At 71.3% G+C, this 17280-nt stretch carries 16 protein-coding genes; 8 read left to right on the top strand and 8 right to left on the bottom strand.

The features are described 5' to 3' along the window. Positions 1-371 precede the first annotated feature (371 nt). Positions 372-1022: a DNA-3-methyladenine glycosylase gene (locus ACZ4SF_RS36605; RefSeq protein WP_468393120.1), complete on the bottom strand. Its 651-nt coding sequence runs from the start codon at positions 1020-1022 to the stop codon at positions 372-374. A 100-nt stretch (positions 1023-1122) separates the two neighbouring features. Between ACZ4SF_RS36605 and ACZ4SF_RS36600 the strand changes: the two genes are divergently transcribed. The 3 genes from ACZ4SF_RS36600 to ACZ4SF_RS36590 all read left to right on the top strand — a co-directional run bounded on the left by ACZ4SF_RS36600 (position 1123) and on the right by ACZ4SF_RS36590 (position 3165). Beyond that, entirely contained in the window at positions 1123-1905 is a 783-nt protein-coding gene (locus tag ACZ4SF_RS36600; RefSeq protein ID WP_356130174.1) for a sporulation protein, read from the top strand. 45 nt (positions 1906-1950) lie between these two features. Then, a complete protein-coding gene (locus ACZ4SF_RS36595; protein WP_468393118.1) occupies positions 1951-2490 on the top strand; it encodes a YbhB/YbcL family Raf kinase inhibitor-like protein in 540 nt (179 codons plus the stop codon). Positions 2491-2658: 168 nt separating this feature from the next. Continuing rightward, the gene (locus ACZ4SF_RS36590) at positions 2659-3165 is read left to right on the top strand and encodes an HNH endonuclease (protein WP_468393116.1); all 507 of its coding nucleotides are present in this window, start codon (positions 2659-2661) and stop codon (positions 3163-3165) included. Between the two features lie 107 nt (positions 3166-3272). Here ACZ4SF_RS36590 and ACZ4SF_RS36585 read toward each other — a convergent pair whose 3' ends face one another. From ACZ4SF_RS36585 to ACZ4SF_RS36575, 3 genes are all read right to left on the bottom strand, one after another. After that, on the bottom strand, positions 3273-4229 hold the full coding sequence (locus ACZ4SF_RS36585; protein ID WP_468393115.1) for an SPFH domain-containing protein: 957 nt from the start codon (positions 4227-4229) through the stop codon (positions 3273-3275). 124 nt (positions 4230-4353) lie between these two features. Beyond that, positions 4354-4785: an NfeD family protein gene (locus ACZ4SF_RS36580; protein ID WP_468393113.1), complete on the bottom strand. Its 432-nt coding sequence runs from the start codon at positions 4783-4785 to the stop codon at positions 4354-4356. Positions 4786-4857: 72 nt separating this feature from the next. Next, positions 4858-5649: an ABC transporter ATP-binding protein gene (locus ACZ4SF_RS36575; RefSeq protein WP_468393111.1), complete on the bottom strand. Its 792-nt coding sequence runs from the start codon at positions 5647-5649 to the stop codon at positions 4858-4860. Between the two features lie 151 nt (positions 5650-5800). Here ACZ4SF_RS36575 and ACZ4SF_RS36570 point away from each other — a divergent pair, with 151 nt between their 5' ends. After that, positions 5801-6589 (top strand): hypothetical protein, encoded by a 789-nt coding sequence (locus ACZ4SF_RS36570; RefSeq protein WP_468393109.1) that lies wholly within the window; start codon positions 5801-5803, stop codon positions 6587-6589. A 266-nt stretch (positions 6590-6855) separates the two neighbouring features. On the opposite strand, the gene chpE is transcribed toward ACZ4SF_RS36570, so the two are convergent. The 3 genes from chpE to ACZ4SF_RS36555 form a co-directional block, all read right to left on the bottom strand. Further along, positions 6856-7101 (bottom strand): chaplin ChpE, encoded by a 246-nt coding sequence (gene chpE, locus ACZ4SF_RS36565; protein ID WP_468393107.1) that lies wholly within the window; start codon positions 7099-7101, stop codon positions 6856-6858. A 170-nt stretch (positions 7102-7271) separates the two neighbouring features. Continuing rightward, positions 7272-7913, bottom strand: a complete 642-nt coding sequence (locus ACZ4SF_RS36560; RefSeq protein ID WP_468393105.1) for a response regulator — start codon at positions 7911-7913, stop codon at positions 7272-7274. Then, a complete protein-coding gene (locus tag ACZ4SF_RS36555; protein ID WP_468393103.1) occupies positions 7906-9084 on the bottom strand; it encodes a GAF domain-containing sensor histidine kinase in 1179 nt (392 codons plus the stop codon). Before ACZ4SF_RS36555 ends, ACZ4SF_RS36560 begins: the two co-directional genes overlap by 8 nt. 227 nt (positions 9085-9311) lie before the next feature. Between ACZ4SF_RS36555 and ACZ4SF_RS36550 the strand changes: the two genes are divergently transcribed. From ACZ4SF_RS36550 to ACZ4SF_RS36540, 3 genes are all read left to right on the top strand, one after another. Then, positions 9312-10007, top strand: a complete 696-nt coding sequence (locus tag ACZ4SF_RS36550; RefSeq protein ID WP_468393101.1) for an SDR family NAD(P)-dependent oxidoreductase — start codon at positions 9312-9314, stop codon at positions 10005-10007. After that, positions 10004-11089 (top strand): S-adenosylmethionine:tRNA ribosyltransferase-isomerase, encoded by a 1086-nt coding sequence (locus tag ACZ4SF_RS36545; protein ID WP_468393099.1) that lies wholly within the window; start codon positions 10004-10006, stop codon positions 11087-11089. The genes ACZ4SF_RS36550 and ACZ4SF_RS36545 overlap by 4 nt, the downstream gene beginning before the upstream one ends. A 298-nt stretch (positions 11090-11387) precedes the next feature. Beyond that, positions 11388-12182 carry a transglycosylase SLT domain-containing protein gene (locus tag ACZ4SF_RS36540; protein WP_468393097.1) on the top strand — a complete coding sequence of 265 codons (795 nt, stop codon included), beginning with the start codon at positions 11388-11390 and terminating at the stop codon, positions 12180-12182. Positions 12183-12261: 79 nt separating this feature from the next. Here ACZ4SF_RS36540 and ACZ4SF_RS36535 read toward each other — a convergent pair whose 3' ends face one another. After that, a complete protein-coding gene (locus ACZ4SF_RS36535) occupies positions 12262-14877 on the bottom strand; it encodes an ABC transporter ATP-binding protein/permease (RefSeq protein ID WP_468393095.1) in 2616 nt (871 codons plus the stop codon). A gap of 229 nt (positions 14878-15106) precedes the next feature. Here ACZ4SF_RS36535 and ACZ4SF_RS36530 point away from each other — a divergent pair, with 229 nt between their 5' ends. After that, the gene (locus ACZ4SF_RS36530; RefSeq protein ID WP_468393093.1) at positions 15107-17131 is read left to right on the top strand and encodes a streptophobe family protein; all 2025 of its coding nucleotides are present in this window, start codon (positions 15107-15109) and stop codon (positions 17129-17131) included. The last annotated feature ends 149 nt before the right edge of the window (positions 17132-17280 follow it).

Genomic DNA, 17280 nt, shown 5'->3' with positions numbered 1-17280 from the left:
ATTTTTGGCACGCTGTTGAGTTCTCAAGGAACGGTCGCTTCCTTTGTACTCACCCTCTCGGGCTTTCCTCCGGGCGCTTCCCTTCGTGTTTCCGACTCTATCAGATCTTTTCTCGATCCGATTCCCTGTCGGCGGGTTTGTCTTCGGGCTTTTGGCTTTCGCCTCCGGCCTTTCGACGTTCACTACGTTAGCTGATTCCCTCGGCAACTCATAATCGAGTCTCGCGGGATTCGAATTCGGGCGCGCGGGCGCGCCAGAAACGACCCCGCTGAGGGGGTGGAGCTAAAGAGTGGTTTGGCCGCTCCGGCTGCAGGCGATCGCCGTACCCGGTTCAGCGGCTCGGGATACATTACGCACCTCGGTGGGCCGCGTCAACTTCGGCGGCGCCTCGGGGCGTGGGCTCGATAGGGGCTCACCGTCGGGTCGTCGGCCACCCAGTAACGCCATGGGTGGAGGTCGCCGTTGCCGCCCTCGCCGGCGACCCCGGTGCGCGGTCCGCTGCGTACCTGGTCAGCGCGGGCCGGGCTGCCCGTCAGCATCTTCAGGGGTGTCTCGTCGCAGGAGCAGGCGTCCGTGCCGTCCAGGGCCCGGTCGACCTCCAGAGCGGTGGCCAGCCTGGCCGGCCCCTTGGCCAGTTCCTTGTCGTTCCGGGCCGAAAGCCGTCGCTTGCGGGCCAGCTCGGCCCCCTCCACCACTTCACCCGCACGGAGCAGTACGGCGCTCGCCCGCCCCTCGGGTCCGCAGACGAGGTTCATGCAGTGCCACATGCCGTAGGTGAAGTAGACGTACACATGTCCGGGCGGACCGAACATCACGGTGTTGCGGGCGGTGCGGCCGCGGTAGGCGTGCGAGCCGGGGTCGTTCGGGCCGTCGTACGCCTCGACCTCTGTGAGGCGGACTGCGATCGGGCCGTCAGGTGTCGTCCGGACCAGGATGCGACCGAGGAGGTCCGGCGCGACCTCCAGGACCGGGCGGTCGAAAAAGCTGCGGGGCAATGGCGTACGGTCCGGGGGCGCGATCATGCCCTCCGAGGGTAGTCCAGAGGGAGCACGGCGCCGGCGGAACCGGTGGCGGGCGGATCGCGTTTGTACGGGGCGAGGGTCCATTCGTAAAGGGAGAGTCATGGCGTTCAAGAAGCTGCTCGCGAGCCTCGGTGCCGGCGGGGCCTCGGTCGAGACGGTGCTGACCGAGGTCAACGTCGTACCGGGTGGTGTCGTCCAGGGTGAGGTGCGGATCCAGGGCGGGTCCGTCAACCAGGCCATCGAGGGGCTGTCCGTCGGCCTGCAGGCCAAGGTCGAGGTGGAGAGCGGCGACCAGGAGTACAAGCAGGACATCGAGTTCACCAAGGTGCGGCTCGGCGGTGCCTTCGAGCTGCAGGCGGGTGCGGTGCACGCGGTGCCGTTCGGCCTGGAGATCCCCTGGGAGACGCCGGTCACCATGATCGACGGGCAGGCGCTGCGCGGTATGAACATCGGCGTGACCACCGAGCTGGCGATCGCGCGTGCGGTGGACTCCGGTGACCTGGACCCGATCAACGTGCACCCGCTGCCGGCGCAGAAGGCGATCCTGGACGCCTTCATCCAGCTGGGCTTCCGCTTCAAGAACGCGGACATGGAGCGCGGTCACATCCGGGGTACGCGACAGAAGCTGCCGTTCTACCAGGAGATCGAGTTCTTCCCGCCGTCGCAGTACCGGGGCCTGAACCAGGTCGAGCTGAGCTTCGTCGCCGACGAGCACGCCATGGACGTCGTCCTGGAGATGGACAAGAAGCCGGGGCTGTTCAGCGAGGGCAGCGACACCTTCCGCTCCTTCCAGGTGGGTCTGAACGACTGGCAGGGGACCGACTGGGCGGCATACCTCAACCAGTGGCTGTCCGAGGTCGGAAGCAAGCGCAACTGGTTCTAGGCTCGGGAACTGCTGGTTCCAGATCATCGATCAGGAGGTACCGAGGTGACCGAGCTCAAGCGGCGGCCGCTCCCCCACGACTTCCATCCGCCCGTGCCGTCGTTCACGGTGACGAGCGCGGACATCGAGGAGGGCGCGACGCTCAGGAGCGACCAGGTCCATGCGGAGGGCAACACCTCGCCGCAGCTGCGGTGGGAGGGATTCCCCGCCGAGACCAAGAGCTTCGCCGTGACGTGCTACGACCCCGACGCGCCGACCGGCAGCGGGTTCTGGCACTGGGTCCTGTTCGACATCCCGGCCTCGGTGACCGAGCTGCCGGCGGGTGCCGGCAGCGGGAAGTTCGAGGGACTGCCGGCGGGCGCCGTGCATGTGCGCAACGACTACGGGACGAAGGACTTCGGCGGTGCCGCTCCGCCACCCGGGGACGGCCCGCACCGGTACGTCTTCACGGTGTACGCGGTGGACCGGGAGAAGCTGGGTCCGGATGCGGACGTCTCTCCGGCCGTCGTCGGCTTCAACCTGCGGTTCCACGCGATCGCGCGCGCCCAGCTCATCGGTGAGTACGAGAACCCTGCGAAGGACTGACCGCACCGCCTCGATTCAGCCGAGCGTTCATTGAACGTTTGCCCGTCTCCGGTCTTGGAAGTGATCGGAGGCGGGCATTTTTTATTGCGTTGTCCATCTCGGCGCGCCCGTCCAGAGTTGATCCATGCCCGCCGGGGGGCGGGCAGGTGCGCACGGGAGGTGGGCTGGATGCGTGACACGCTGGTGCTGAACGCGAGCTTCGAGCCGCTGTCGACGGTGACTCTGAACCGAGCCGTCGTCCTGGTGCTGCAGGACAAGGCCGTGGTCGAACAGTCCCATCCCGAACTGCGCATGCGCGGAGCCGATGTGGACATACCCGCGCCCCGTGTGATCAGGCTGTGCCGGTATGTACGGGTGCCGTTCCGAAGACAAGCTCCATGGTCTCGGCGGGGTGTGCTGGTCCGGGACCGGCACCGGTGCGCGTACTGCGGGCGCCGGGCGACGACCGTGGACCATGTGGTGCCGCGGGCGCAGGGTGGGCAGGACACGTGGCTGAACACGGTGGCCGCGTGTGCGGAGGACAACCACCGCAAGGCGAACCGCACTCCGCAGGAGGCGGGAATGGCGTTGCTTCGGGATCCGTTCGAGCCGACTCCCGCGGATGCGATGCTCCTGTCGCTGGGGCAGGAGGACTTCGCTGCGCTTCCCGAGTGGCTCGCGGGGGAAGCGGCCTAGGCGTCTGCCGGGCTCTGTCCGACGGCGGCTGCGGCTCGTCTCGCGTTGCTCGCGCCGTTCCCCGCGCCCCTGACGGGGCGCGGTGGAACCCCTGTCGTACGGGACCCTCAGTCGATGCTGGGCTTCTCCCGGCGCTCCTGGCCGCCTCCGCTGTTGCCCGAGGTGCCGTTGCCGCCCGAACCTCCGCCCAGCGGGCCGAAGTTGCCCATCGCGCCGGACAGGCCCTTGAGGGCGTCGCCGATCTCGCTGGGGACGATCCAGAGCTTGTTGGCGTCTCCCTCGGCGATCTTCGGGAGCATCTGGAGGTACTGGTAGCTCAGGAGCTTCTGGTCCGGGTCGCCGGCGTGGATGGCCTCGAAGACCGTACGGACCGCCTGGGCCTCGCCCTCGGCGCGCAGGGCCGCCGCCTTGGCCTCACCCTCGGCGCGCAGGATCTGGGACTGCTTCTCGCCCTCGGCGGTGAGGATGGCGGCCTGGCGCGTGCCTTCGGCGGTGAGGATGGCGGCGCGCTTGTCACGGTCGGCGCGCATCTGCTTCTCCATCGAGTCCTGGATGGAGGTGGGCGGCTCGATGGCCTTCAGTTCGACGCGGTTGACGCGGATGCCCCACTTGCCGGTGGCTTCGTCGAGGACGCCGCGCAGGGCCGCGTTGATCTCCTCGCGGGAGGTCAGGGTGCGCTCCAGGTCCATGCCGCCGATGATGTTGCGCAGGGTGGTGACGGTGAGCTGCTCGATCGCCTGGATGTAGCTGGCGACCTCGTAGGTGGCGGCCCGGGCGTCGGTGACCTGGTAGTAGATGACCGTGTCGATGTTCACGACCAGGTTGTCCTGGGTGATGACCGGCTGGGGCGGGAACGGTACGACCTGTTCGCGCAGGTCGATGCGGTTGCGGATGGTGTCGATGAACGGGACCACGATGTTGAGGCCCGCGTTCAGGGTCCGCGTGTAGCGGCCGAAGCGCTCGACGATGGCGGCGCTGGCCTGTGGGATGACTTGGATCGTCTTGATCAGGGCGATGAAGACCAACACCACCAGAATGATCAGGACGATGATGACCGGTTCCATCGTCGTGTCCCCGTACCCTTCTCCGCTTCGGCGCCTTCGGCAGATCTCATGACTGTTGAAGATCTTGCTGGTCGAGTCTGACAGACCGTCGCGCGACTCGTGAGTCGTTCTCGGTGAGTAGTCCTCAGATGACGATGGCGGTGGCTCCTTCGATCTCCACGACGTCCACCTCCTGGCCCACTTCGTAGGCGCGGCCGGTGTCGAGGGCGCGGGCCGACCAGACTTCTCCGGCGAGTTTGATCCGTCCGCCGGAGCCGTCGACCCGTTCCAGTACGACGGCCTGTCTGCCCTTCAGGGCCTCTACGCCGGTGGCGAGTCGGGGGCGCTGACTGCCGTGCCGGGCCGCGATGGGCCGGACCACGGCGATGAGGGCGACGGAGACGACGACGAACGCGAGGACCTGGATGACGGCGCCGAGGCCGAGGGCGGAGACGACGGCCGCGGCGACGGCTCCCACGGCGAGCATGCCGAACTCCGGCATGGCCGTGACCACGAGCGGGATTCCGAGCGCCGCCGCGCCGACGAGCCACCACACCCATGCGTCGATGTCGTTCACATGGTCATGGTAGGACCGCGGTCGGGCGGCGGACAGGGCGCGAACGGAAGCGGACCGGGCTCGGACGCGGGGTCAGGACAGCGGCAGGCCCTGGGCGGTCCAGCGCTCGCCGACCTGCTCCACGACGAGCGGAAGGCCGAAGCAGAGGGAGAGGTTGCGAGAGGTCAGTTCCAGCTCGATCGGGCCGGCGGCGAGTACCTTGCCCTGGCGGATCATGAGGACGTGGGTGAAGCCGGGGGCGATCTCCTCGACGTGGTGGGTCACCATGATCATCGAGGGGGCGATGGGGTCGCGGGCGAGCCGGCCGAGGCGGCGGACCAGGTCCTCGCGGCCGCCGAGGTCGAGGCCGGCTGCGGGCTCGTCCAGCAGGAGCAGCTCGGGGTCGGTCATCAGGGCGCGGGCGATCAGGGTGCGCTTGCGCTCGCCCTCGGAGAGGGTGCCGAACTTCCTCTCGAGGTAGTCGCTCATGCCGAGGCGGTCGAGGAAGGCGCGGGCGCGCTGCTCGTCGACCTCGTCGTACTCCTCCTGCCAGTGCGCGGTCATGCCGTACGCGGCCGTCAGCACGGTCTCGAGCACGGTCTGGCGCTTGGGGAGCTTGTCGGCCATGGCGATGCCGGCCACGCCGATGCGGGGGCGCAGGTCGAAGACGTCGACCTTGCCGAGGGTGTCGCCGAGGATGGTGGCGGTGCCCTTGCTGGGGAAGAGGTAGCTGGAGGCGACGTTCAGGAGGGTGGTCTTGCCGGCGCCGTTGGGGCCCAGGATGACCCAGCGCTCGCCCTCCTTCACCGACCAGGAGACCTGGTCCACCAGAGCCCGGCCCTCGCGGACCACGGATACGTCCTCAAGCTCCAGAACGTCGCTCATGAGCGTGTTGTCTCCCCTTGCAGTGTGGCCGGTCTCGGCTGTCGCGTACGCCAGTGGCTCGGGTCCGCCGCGCCTGTGGGCGCCGCCCTTATGAAATCTACGCCACGAGCGCCCCGCTCCATTCCATCGGTCCGGTCCTTAGGGTGGGGGCATGCTCTCGGAACCGCGTTCAGGACGCCTTGCCGCTTGGGGAAACGCCCTTTTGGCCGGACTTGTCTCGCCGGATGACGCCGTGCTCGCCGTCGTGGGCGAGGACGCCGTGCACCGGGTGGAGGGGCTGCCCGGTGAGTCCGCGCCGGTCGGGCTCACGCTCGCGCTGGGGCTGCTGCGCAGGCTGGGGGTGGCGGGGCTGCGGGTGGCGCTGCCCGCGCCGGGGCATCCGCTGGGGCTGAGCGGTCCGCCGGAGTTCAATGCGCGGGCGCTGGAGGCCGAGGAGGCCGTGGTGTGTCACGGCGCCGCGTTCGGGCTGGTGCCGGAGGTGTACGAGGCCGGGCCCGCGGGTGATGTGCATGCCGAGGTGGTGTGGCACGTGCTGCCGGTACGGGAGGCTCCGCCCGCGGACGTGCCCTCGCTGGGCGAGGCCGAGCGGGAGCTGGCGGAGGCCCTCCGGGAGGCGACCGGGGTGCTGTCGAAGCTGGACGTCGCCGGGTCGGGTCCGGTGGCGGAGGCGGCGATCGACGCGTACCGGGCGCGGGCGGAGCGGGGCCGGGAGGTGCTGGCGCCGGGGTATCCGCCGCGGGCGGTGCGCGTGCTGGAGCTGGCGCAGCGGGTGGGTCTGCTGGTGTCACTGGCCTACGACCACGGGCATGGGGGCGCGGTCAGCTCCGCAGAGATGGCGGCGCGCTCCGAGGCGCTGAGGCCGGTCGAGCGGACGGCCAGGCGGGCTCAGGTGGCGGCGTACAACGCGTTCGTGGAGGAGCAGGAGCGGGGGGTCCGGTGAGCGTCGGCCGTCCCGCCCCACCCCTGCCGTCGGCGTGCCCGGGGGCTGCCGCGTCCGGTCCCGGACAGCAGGCCTGAACGGGACCGTCGGCGTACCAAGGGGGCTGCTGCCCCTCGTCCCGCGCAGCGGGCCTGATCGAGACCGTCGGCGTACCGGGGACTGCCGTCTCTCGTCCCGCGCAGCGGGCCTGAACGGGACTGGTCCCAGGGCGCCGGGCGGGCTGTTCCGCGCCCGTCCGGCGTCCGGGGAACGGTCCTCTGCGGACGTCAGTGGTTGATGCCCAGGTTGCCGAAGGCCGGGTTCAGCACGCCGATGACGTTCACGCTGTTGCCCACCGCGTTCACCGGGACGTGCACCGGGGCCTGGACGACGTTGCCGGACACGACACCCGGGGAGCCGTGGGCCTCGCCGGCGGCGTGGGCCCCGCCGTGGGCGGCGGCCATGCCCGCACCGGCGGCCACCAGACCACCGGCCACCATCGTCACGGCCGCTGCCTTCTTCAGGTTCTTCACGTTCAACCCCTCCTAGGCGTTCACCGCAGCGGTTCGCCGCAGCACGCACTGGAGAACGGCGGAGATCGGCCGAGGATGCGCCGTCCGGGTGACATTCCCACGACGGTATGAATCTCAGTCCGGAGCGGAACCCTCCGTGTTGCCGTGAGTGAGGCGTTGGTCAGGGCGTTTCAGCCGGTCACGCCATGGCGTACGGCCCACAGCGCGGCCTGGGTGCGGTCGGCGAGGTCGAGCTTCATCAGGATGTTCGACACGTGCGTCTTGACGGTCTTCTCGGACAGGACGAGTGCGCGGGCTATCTCGCGGTTGGAGCGGCCGTCCGCGATCAGACCGAGCACCTCGCGCTCCCGGTCGGTGAGCGAACCCGCTCTGCCCTGGCCGGCGTTGGCCTCCTCCTGGGACAGCAGAGCGTCGGCGACCTCGGGCTGGAGCAGGACGTGCCCGGCGTGCACGGAGCGGATGGCGCCGGCGAGGGCGTCGGGGTCCACGTCTTTGTAGACGTACCCGGCGGCGCCCGCGCGCAGGGCCGGGACGACCGTGCGCTGCTCGGTGAAACTGGTGACGATCAGCACGCGCGCGGGATTGGCGAGTTCGCGCAGCCGGCGCAGGGCGTCGATGCCGTCCGTGCCCGGCATCTTGACGTCCATGAGGACGACGTCGGGCCGCAGCTCCTCGGCGCGGTCGACTCCGTCGGCACCGTCGGCGGCCTCGCCGACGACCTCGATGTCGTCCTGCACCTCCAGGAAGGTGCGCAGGCCCCGGCGGACGACCTGGTGGTCGTCGACGAGGAGCACCCTGATCGGTTCAGCCACCGGGGACCTCCATCTCGATCGTGGTGCCCTTGCCGGGCGCCGATTCCACGGTCAGCGTCCCGCCGACGCCGCTCGCCCGGTCGCGCATCGAGACCAGGCCAAGGTGGCGTCCGGCGCGGCGGACCGTCGTCGGGTCGAAGCCGCCGCCGTCGTCGGTGACGCGCAGCACGGCGCCGCAGCCGCTCCGGCCCACGGTCACGTCGACGTGCTCGGCCCCGGAGTGGCGCAGGGCGTTGTGCAGCGCCTCCTGGGCGACCCTGAGCAGGGCCTCCTCCTGGGCGGCGGGCAGGGCGCGGAAGCCGTTGCCGGTGAAGGTGACGCGCGCGGTGTGGGCGCGGTCGAGGACCTGGATCTGGGTGCGCAGGGTGGCGAGCAAGCCGTCCTCGTCCAGCGCGGCGGGCCGCAACTCCACGACGGCGGCGCGCAGTTCGTCGGCCGCCTCGGCGGCCAGCTCGGCGACCTGGTGCAGTTCGCCCTTGGCGCGGGCGGGGTCGCGGTCGACGAGCGCGGCTGCCGCCTGGGCGGTCAGCCGGAGCGAGAAGAGCTTCTGGCTGACCGCGTCGTGCAGTTCGTGGGCGAGCCGGGAGCGTTCCTCGGCGATGGTCAGTTCGCGGCTGCGCTCGTAGAGTCGGGCGTTGGTGAGGGCGATGGCGGCGTGCTGGGCGAGGATGGCGAGCAGTTCCTCGTCCTCCTCGGTGAAGCCGCAGTTCCCTCGGGGGTGCGGGCACGGGGGGTGCGGCGGGTTCGCCCCCACGGGACGCAGCTTGTTCGCCAGGAACAGCGCGCCGATGACCTCGTCGCCGTCGCGGATGGGCAGGCCCAGGAAGTCGGCCAGGTCGGGGTGGGCGGACGGCCAGCCCTCGAAGCGGGGGTCCTCGCGCACGTCGGCGAGGCGCTCGGCCTTCGCCTCGTGCAGCATCGCGGCGAGGATGCCGTGCTGGCGCGGGAGGGGGCCGATGGCACGCCACTGCTCCTCGCTGACGCCGTCCACGACGAACTGGGCGAAGCCGCCGTGGTCGTCGGGGACGCCGAGGGCGGCGTACTGCGCGCCGAGCAGCTCGCGGGCGGAGGCGACGATCGTCTTGAGGACGTCGCGCACCTCCAGATGCCTGCTCATGGCCAGCAGCGCGGAACTCACCGCGGCGAGGCCGGACCGGGGGCCTTGACTCATGTCCTCACGGTACCGGCGGGGTGTGACAGCGCGGATCGGACCGGTGGTGGCGGGACACGGTCCGCTGGGCCTAGGGCCGCCGGAGTAGGCCCGGAGCCCGGGGCGCGGGGCGTACGCCGAAGGGCCCCGGCGCTCTGCGTCCCGCGTCCGAGGCGGCCGGGACGGTGGCGTTCCTAGGTTGTGGGCACCGCCCGACGGAGGCGGTGACCGACGAGGGGACGGTAGCCATGCCGGTAGCGATCATCACGGGGGCTTCGAAGGGGCTGGGGCGGGCGCTCGCCGAGGCGCTGGCCGCGCGCGGCTGGGATCTGGTGCTGGACGCCCGGGGAGCCGGTGCTCTGGAGGAGGCCGCGGAGGCCGTGGCGCGTCACGGCACGCGTGTGTCGGCGCTGCCGGGTGATGTCACGGACGGCGCTCATCGGGCCGGACTGGTGGCCGCCGGGTGGCGGCTGGGCGGTGTCGACCTGGTGGTGAGCAATGCGAGCGCGCTGGGTGCCGAGCCGCTGGTGCGGCTGGCGGAGCTGCCGCTGGAGGGGTTGCGGCGGGCATTGGAGGTGAACGCGGTGGCGGCGCTGGGCCTGGTCCAGGAGGCGCTTCCGCTGCTGCAGGCGTCGCCGGCGGGCACGGTGATCGCGGTCACCTCGGACGCGGCGGCGCAGGCGTACGAGACGTGGGGCGGCTACGGCGCCTCGAAGGCCGCCCTGGATCAGCTCGCCGCGGTGCTCGGTGCGGAGGAGCCGGGCCTGCGGGTGTGGGTGGTGGACCCCGGGGACATGGCGACGGACCTGTATGCGGCGGCCGTACCGGACGACCGTGATCCGCGCCCGGCGCCGGCGGACGTGGTGCCGGCGTTCCTGCGGCTGCTGGACGAGCGGCCGGCCAGCGGGCGGTACACGGCGCCGTCCTTGGTGGCCGGGCGATGAGGACGGTGCTGCAGGTCCCCGGGGAGCTGTCCGCACGGGTACCGGCCGAGCAGCGCGGGCCGGGGCTGGGCCGGGACGCCGTACGGCTGCTGGTGTCGCGCGGGCCACGGGTCGCGCACCACGCGTTCCCGGAACTGCCGGAGCTGCTGCGGGCCGGGGACCTGCTGGTGGTGAACACCTCGCCGACGCTGGCCGCCGCGGTGGACGGGCGGATCGGGCACGCGCGCGTGGTGGTGCACTTCTCCACCCGCGGGGACGACGGGCGGTGGGCGGTCGAGGTGCGGGAGCCGGACGGGCGCGGTACTACGCGCGCGCGTGCGGGCTCGCTCGCGGGGACAGAGGTGTCGTTGCCGGGCGGAGGCCGGCTGGTGCCGGTGGAGCCGCTGAGCGCGGGCGGGGAGCGGCTGTGGTGGGTGCGGGTCGTCGGGGCGGACGTACAAGATGTGCTGTGGGAGCACGGGCGGCCCATTCGTTACTCCTATACGGAGCGGGACCAGCCGCTGTCGGCGTACCAGACGGTGTTCGCGCTGCCGTCGCCGGACGGGTCGGGCAGTGCGGAGATGCCGAGTGCTGCGCGGCCCTTCACCGCGGGGCTGGTGGCGCAGCTGGTGAGCCGGGGGGTGCAGTTCGCGCCGGTGACGCTGCACACCGGGGTGTCGTCGGCGGAGGCGCACGAGCCGCCGTATCCGGAGCGGTTCGCGGTGCCCGAGGCGTCGGCGCGGCTGATCAACCATGCCCGCGCGGCAGACGGCCGGGTGATCGCGGTCGGGACGACGGCCGTGCGGGCCGTGGAGTCGGCGGCGGGGGCGGACGGGGTGGTGCGGGCGGCCCGGGGGTGGACGGATCTGGTGGTCACGCCCGGGCGGGGGGTGCGGGCGGTGGAAGGGCTGCTCACCGGGCTGCACGAGCCGGAGGCCTCGCATCTGCTGATGCTGGAGGCGGTGGCCGGCCGGGCGGCGGTGGCGCGCGCGTACGAGGAGGCGCTGGGCGGTCTCTATCTGTGGCACGAGTTCGGCGACGTCCATCTCATCCTTCCGGAGGAGACCCCTCACCTAGAGCGTTGCGACGGCAACTCGGCGTGAGTATGCCTGCCGTTCCATGTGAGCCCGCACATAGGGCCTGCATCACGTACGAAAGGGCATAGGAGATAAACCGCCCCCACATGAACGGGACAGACGGCCCAGTCTGTCCCGTTTTGCCCTTCCCTGATCCACTATCCAGGATCGTACGTCACACCTTTGCCACGGCATTTTGCGCCAGCTAAGAATTGCTTCCGTCGCTCAGCGCCGCGGGTTCCAGACGCGGCGTTCGTGTGGGAGGAGCAGATTCCCCCGGCGGACGCAGGAGCGACCTCCGCGCTACTCGAAGAGGTCCACAGCCATGCCCAAGAACATCCTCAGCCGTGCTCATAGTCGGGTCCTGACCAAGCACCACAAGTTCGCCGTCGCCGGCGTCGCCGCCCTCGGCACCGCCGCCATCGCGCTCTCGGCCACCCCCAGCAGCGCCGAGACGGTCACCACCGGCGCCCCCGCCGCGAACGTCCAGGTCGCCGCCGGCACCCCCGCCGCGAACGCCCAGGTCGCCACTGGCATCGCCCTGCAGAACGTCAAGGGCACGGTCACCGACCAGCTCGCCGCCGAGAACATCAAGCTCGACACCCTCGCGGCACAGAAGAAGGCCGCCGACCAGGCCGCCGCCAAGAAGGCCGCCGAGGCCGCGGCGAAGAAGGCCGCCGCCGAGGCCGCCGCCAAGGCCGCCGCGAAGAAGGCCGCGCAGGAGCGTGCCGCCCAGCAGGCCGCCGCCACCCGGTCCGTGCAGCGCCCGCAGATGCAGCCGGTCGCCGCGAAGACGTACGCGAACAACCTGGACGGCTGGATCCACCAGGCCCTGGACATCATGAAGTCCAAGGGCATCCCGGGCAGCTACAACGGCCTGCACAAGAACATCATGCGCGAGTCCTCCGGCAACCCCAACGCCATCAACAACTGGGACATCAACGCGATCAACGGCATCCCGTCCAAGGGCCTGCTGCAGGTCATTCCGCCGACCTTCCAGGCCTACCACGTCGCCGGCACCTCGTGGAACATCTACGACCCGGTCGCCAACATCACCGCCGCCGCCAACTACGCGGCCGACCGGTACGGCTCGATCGACAACGTGAACAGCGCGTACTGAGGCCTGGCGCGGGACCTCTGACACACGCGGAAGGGCGGCACCCCTCGGGGGTGCCGCCCTTCACGTCGTCCGGCTGCGGTTACTTCCGCATGACCTCCGGCTCGTGGCGGCGCAGGAAGCGGGCCACGAAGAAGCCGCAGATCACTCCGAGCGCGATCAGCGCGACCATGTCCAGACCCCAGGCCGAGGCCTGGTGGTCCCACAGCGGGTCGGTGCTGCCCGGGTCGTCGGTGTTCGGGGCGATGTTGTTGAAGTCGAGCGTGGTGCCGGCCGCGGCCACCGCCCAGCGCGACGGCATCAAGTAGGAGAACTCGTTCACACCGAGCGTGCCGTGCAGGGTGAAGAGGCAGCCGGTGAAGACGACCTGGATGATCGCGAACATCACCAGCAGCGGCATGGTCTTCTCGGCGGTCTTCACCAGCGAGGAGATCACCAGGCCGACCATCATCGAGGTGAAGCCCAGCGCCATGATCGGCACGCACAGCTCGACCAGCGTGGAGCCGCCGAGGACGAGGCCCTCGTCCGGGATCTCCCGGCTGGAGAAGCCGATCACGCCGACCATCAGGCCCTGCAGCACCGTGATGGCGCCGAGGACGACCACCTTCGACATCAGGTACGCCGAACGGGACAGGCCGGTCGCGCGCTCCCGTTCGTAGATCACCCGTTCCTTGATCAGCTCTCGGACCGAGTTCGCGGCGCCCGCGAAGCAGGCGCCGACGGCGAGGATCAGCAGGACGGTGGTGGCCGTGCCGTTCGGGACGGGCAGGCCGGTCTTGGAGTTGGGCGGGTTCACCAGCAGCCCGCGGTTGTGGTCGATCAGCAGGCTGACCGCTCCGAGGACCGCCGGCAGGATCACCGTGAGCGCCAGGAAGCCCTTGTCGGAGGCGATGACCGACACGTAGCGCCGTATCAGGGTCATCAGCTGCGAGCCCCAGCTCTGCGGCTTGGGCGGCTTCATCGCCTGCGGCGGGGGCATGAGTACGGACTGCGGGGCGATCGCGTCGATGTCCGCGGCGTACATCTGGTAGTGCTGCGAGCCCTTCCAGCGGCCCGCCCAGTCGTAGTCGCGGTAGTTCTCGAAGGCGGAGAAGACGTCGGCCCAGGTGTCGTAGCCGAAGAAGTTCAGCGCCTCCTCCGGCGGACCGAAGTAGGCGACCGCACCGCCCGGCGCCATCACCAGCAGCTTGTCGCACAGGGCCAGCTCGGCCACCGAGTGCGTGACGACGAGAACCGTGCGGCCGTCGTCGGCGAGGCCGCGCAGCAGCTGCATGACGTCACGGTCCATGCCCGGGTCGAGGCCGGAGGTCGGCTCGTCCAGGAAGATCAGCGACGGCTTGGTGAGCAGCTCCAGAGCCACCGACACACGCTTGCGCTGGCCACCGGACAAGGACGTGACCTTCTTGTCCTTGTGGATGTCGAGTTTCAGCTCGCGCAGCACCTCGTCGATGCGGGCGTCGCGTTCCTGCGCGGTGGTGTCGGCCGGGAAGCGCAGCTTGGCCGCGTACTTCAGGGCCTTCTTGACGCTCAGCTCCTTGTGCAGGATGTCGTCCTGCGGGACCAGCCCGATGCGCTGGCGCAGCTCGGCGAACTGCTTGTACAGGTTCCGGTTGTCGTAGAGCACCTCGCCCTGGTTGGCGGGCCGGTAGCCGGTGAGCGCCTTGAGCAGGGTCGACTTGCCGGAGCCGGACGGGCCGATCACGGCGACCAGTGACTTCTCCGGCACGCCGAAGGAGACGTCCTTCAGGATCTGCTTGCCGCCGTCCACCGTCACGGTGAGGTGGCGGGCCGAGAAGGAGACCTCGCCGGTGTCGACGAACTCCTCGAGGCGGTCGCCGACGATCCGGAAGGTCGAGTGGCCGACGCCGACGATGTCGCTCGGGCCGAGCAGCGCGGAGCCACCCTTGGCGATGGGCTGGCCGTTGACGTAGGTGCCGTTGTGCGAGCCGAGGTCGCGGATCTCGAAGCGGCCGTCGGGCGTGGCGTGGAACTCGGCGTGGTTCCGGGAGACCTGCAGGTCCGAGACGACCAGGTCGTTCTCCAGGGCACGGCCGATGCGCATGACGCGGCCGAGCGCGAACTGGTGGAACGTGGTCGGGCTGCGGTCGCCGTGGACCGGCGGCGCCCCCGCGGCACCACCGGGCGTCTTCTGCACGTACTGGTCGGCGGGGCCGCCCTGCTGCTGCGGGAAGCCGGGCGCCTGCTGCCAGCCGGCCTGCGGAGCCTGCTGCTGCGCCGGCGCCTGCTGCGGGACGGCCTGCTGCGGGACGGCCTGCTGCGGGACGGCCTGCTGCGGGACGGCCTGCTGCTGGGCCCAGCCGGGCGCGCCGGCGCCCTGGGCCGCGTACGGCGCCGCCGCCTGCGGCTGCCGCTCCGGGCCGCCGACCGGCGCCGCGGCCGCGGACAGGTTCAGCCGCGGTCCGTCGGTCGCGTTGCCGAGGTGCAGCGACGAGCCGGGGCCGATCTCCATGTGCTGGATCCGCTGCCCCTGCACGAACGTGCCGTTGGTGCTGCCGTGGTCCTCGATGACCCAACTGCGGCCGTTGAAGCTGACCGTGGCGTGCCGCCAGGAAACCCTGGCGTCGTCGAAGATGATGTCACCCTGCGGATCGCGGCCGAGGGTGTAGGGCCTGGACGGGTCTAGCGTCCAGGTCCGTCCGTTTGATTCCAGTACGAGTTCCGGCACTCCATGCCCCACTGAGTTGTCCCCCGAGTTACCCCCATCACAGGGAGTCTAGGGATGTCGAACATCGTGGGGAACTATTTCAGGCTTGGCCCCCTGACTGAAACCCGGGCCTTGCCAAGCGCTCCGGTGCGCGCTTCAACTCGCCCCGTTGACGGGGTTGAAACCGGGCCGGAGAGTGGTAATCCCCACGAGGGGGACAAGCGCGGCCGACGGCGCCGCGGCGTGGATCGGGGGGTCTGCGATGAGTGCTGTCCTGCGCGTCGAGACCACGCGGCACCGTGCGCCGGTGCCCTGGGCGGATGTCCTGCTGTCCGCGATCGCTGCCGTGAGCTGGGCGTTGATCGGCATGGCGGGCACGGCCGCGCTCGGTCTGCATCTGCTGCAGGCCGACTCGGCGGGCTCACTCGGCCCCATGACGGCGGCCGTTGTGGCGCTCGGGGCGGGTGGTTCGGTCTCGCCGTCGGGCGATGTGTCCGCGTTCGGCCTGAAAGGCGCGGAGGCGCAGACGGCCGTCGAGATCACGCCACTCGGGGTGAGTCTGGTCGGTGCGCTGCTGTTGTCGTGGCTCTTCCTACGGTCCCTGCGCGGGGCGGGAGTTGTGATCGCACCGGCGGAACTCCTGGCGCGGGCAGGCACGGTGGTCCTGCTCTTCGTGACGCTGCTCGGCGGTCTCGCCTGGGCCGGTCACGATGTCATCACCATCGACGGCGGTTCCCTCGGCCTCGACGATCTGCCCGGCGCGCACGGCAAGGGGGGCGGCGGGCTGAGTCTTCCCGGCCTCGGGGACGTGAGCGGTCTGCTGCCCGACCGGATCGGTGAACTGGTCGACGCCAAGGCGGCCGTCGGCTTCACCGTGGACACCTCGGCCACGCTCCTCGGCGGCCTCGGCTGGTGCGCAGGCGTCCTGATGATCGCGCTGCTCGCGGCCCGCCGCGCTCCCCTGCCGCCCGGCTGGGCTGCCCTGCACCGGGTGGTCCGCCCGGCGGTCTCGGCCCTCGTCACCGTCCTGCTGGTGGCCGTGGCGGCGGGGCTCACGGCGGCGGCGTACGCGGCGATCGGTGACGACCACCCGCGGCGGGTCGTCGGCGCGGCCCTGCTCGGCGCGCCCAACGGGGTCTGGCTCGGCGTCCCCCTCGGCCTGTTCGTCCCCTGGGACGGCACGGTCACCGGCGTCCTGCGCACGGTGCTCCCCCACCCCCTGGACCAGTTCCTCGGGTCCGGCTCCGGCCGGCCGGTCACGGTGGGCCGGCTGGCGGGCCTGGACGGCCGCGTGTGGCTGCTGGCGGTGGCGGCGGTACTGATGATCCTGCTGGCCGGGGTGCTGACGGCGGTCCGCACGCCGGTGGCACGGCCGGCCGACGGCGCCCTCCGCTTCGCCGGCCGGTGCGCCGTGCGGCTGGGCGTGACGACCGCGCTCGCCCTTCCCCTGCTCGCCTGGCTGACGGACGTCTCCGTGGACGCCTCCCTGTCCGTCCTGGGCTTCGACGCCTTCGGCGCGAGCCTCACCCTGCACGGCCACCTCGTCATGGCCCTGCTTGTCGGCACGGCCTGGGGGACGGGTGCGGGGGCGGCGGGAGCGCTGCTCGCGTGGGCGACCGGGGCTGCGGGATCGCGGGCGGTCCGGGCGGCGGCGACGTGGTCACGGACGGCCCCGGCGGGAAGTGGGCCGCCCGTGGGAGGTGGGCCGCCCGTGGGAGGTGGGCCGACCGTGGGAAGTGGGCCCGCTGTGGGAAGTGGGCCGACTGTGGGAGCCGGGGGCTGGGGGTACGGCGATGGGCGGGCGGGGGCTGGATACGGAGGGGACGGAGGTTCCGGGGTCGGCGGACATGGCCGGGGGGCCGCCTGCAGCGGGGACGCCGCGAACGCCGGGGACGCCACGTACAGCGAGTACGCCACACACCGCGGGGACGCCGCATACCGCGAGGATGCCGGAGGCCCTCGGTACGGGGGTGGAGCCGGTGACCCCGGGGGCGGCGGGGGTGCCGGGCACGGGTCCGAGGCCGGGCCCTATGTGCCTGGCGCGCCGTACCGGCCGCCCAACCCCGACACCAATCCGTATCTGCGGCTGCCGGAGGAGCCGCGGGACGTCTGGCCGCCGGCCCCCGGACAGGAGGTCTACGGCGCCCCGACCATCGCCGGGCCTCTCGGCCCTCCCCCACCGGCTCGGAAGCGTCCGGACTCCCGCCCCGACGAGCGCCCGCCGGAGACACCGGACGACGGACCGCCGCCTCCTCCTCCGCCCGGAGCACCGAGGCGGCGGAGGTGAGGCCCGCGGAGCCGGCCGGCGAGACCCCCCACAGCAAGGCTGAGACCGACAGAGCAGGCCGGAGAGGCCCCGCGCGGCAAGGCCGAGACCGACGGAGCAGGTCGGCGAGGCCGGGGCGCGGTATCGGTGCGCCTGAGGGACGGGCTGTG

It is taken from the genome of Streptomyces sp. NPDC027663, assembly GCF_055566415.1.
This window is presented reverse-complemented; position numbering and strand designations above follow the sequence as displayed.

What these genes read in the sequence shown, in the direction of transcription:
- ACZ4SF_RS36605 (WP_468393120.1), bottom strand. Translation starts at nt 1,022, where the DNA reads ATGATCGCGCCCCCGGACCGTACGCCATTGCCCCGCAGCTTTTTCGAC.
- ACZ4SF_RS36600 (WP_356130174.1), top strand. Translation starts at nt 1,123, where the DNA reads ATGGCGTTCAAGAAGCTGCTCGCGAGCCTCGGTGCCGGCGGGGCCTCG.
- ACZ4SF_RS36590 (WP_468393116.1), top strand. Translation starts at nt 2,659, where the DNA reads ATGCGTGACACGCTGGTGCTGAACGCGAGCTTCGAGCCGCTGTCGACG.
- ACZ4SF_RS36585 (WP_468393115.1), bottom strand. Translation starts at nt 4,229, where the DNA reads ATGGAACCGGTCATCATCGTCCTGATCATTCTGGTGGTGTTGGTCTTC.
- ACZ4SF_RS36575 (WP_468393111.1), bottom strand. Translation starts at nt 5,649, where the DNA reads ATGAGCGACGTTCTGGAGCTTGAGGACGTATCCGTGGTCCGCGAGGGC.
- ACZ4SF_RS36570 (WP_468393109.1), top strand. Translation starts at nt 5,801, where the DNA reads ATGCTCTCGGAACCGCGTTCAGGACGCCTTGCCGCTTGGGGAAACGCC.
- ACZ4SF_RS36555 (WP_468393103.1), bottom strand. Translation starts at nt 9,084, where the DNA reads ATGAGTCAAGGCCCCCGGTCCGGCCTCGCCGCGGTGAGTTCCGCGCTG.
- ACZ4SF_RS36550 (WP_468393101.1), top strand. Translation starts at nt 9,312, where the DNA reads ATGCCGGTAGCGATCATCACGGGGGCTTCGAAGGGGCTGGGGCGGGCG.
- ACZ4SF_RS36545 (WP_468393099.1), top strand. Translation starts at nt 10,004, where the DNA reads ATGAGGACGGTGCTGCAGGTCCCCGGGGAGCTGTCCGCACGGGTACCG.
- ACZ4SF_RS36540 (WP_468393097.1), top strand. Translation starts at nt 11,388, where the DNA reads ATGCCCAAGAACATCCTCAGCCGTGCTCATAGTCGGGTCCTGACCAAG.
- ACZ4SF_RS36530 (WP_468393093.1), top strand. Translation starts at nt 15,107, where the DNA reads ATGAGTGCTGTCCTGCGCGTCGAGACCACGCGGCACCGTGCGCCGGTG.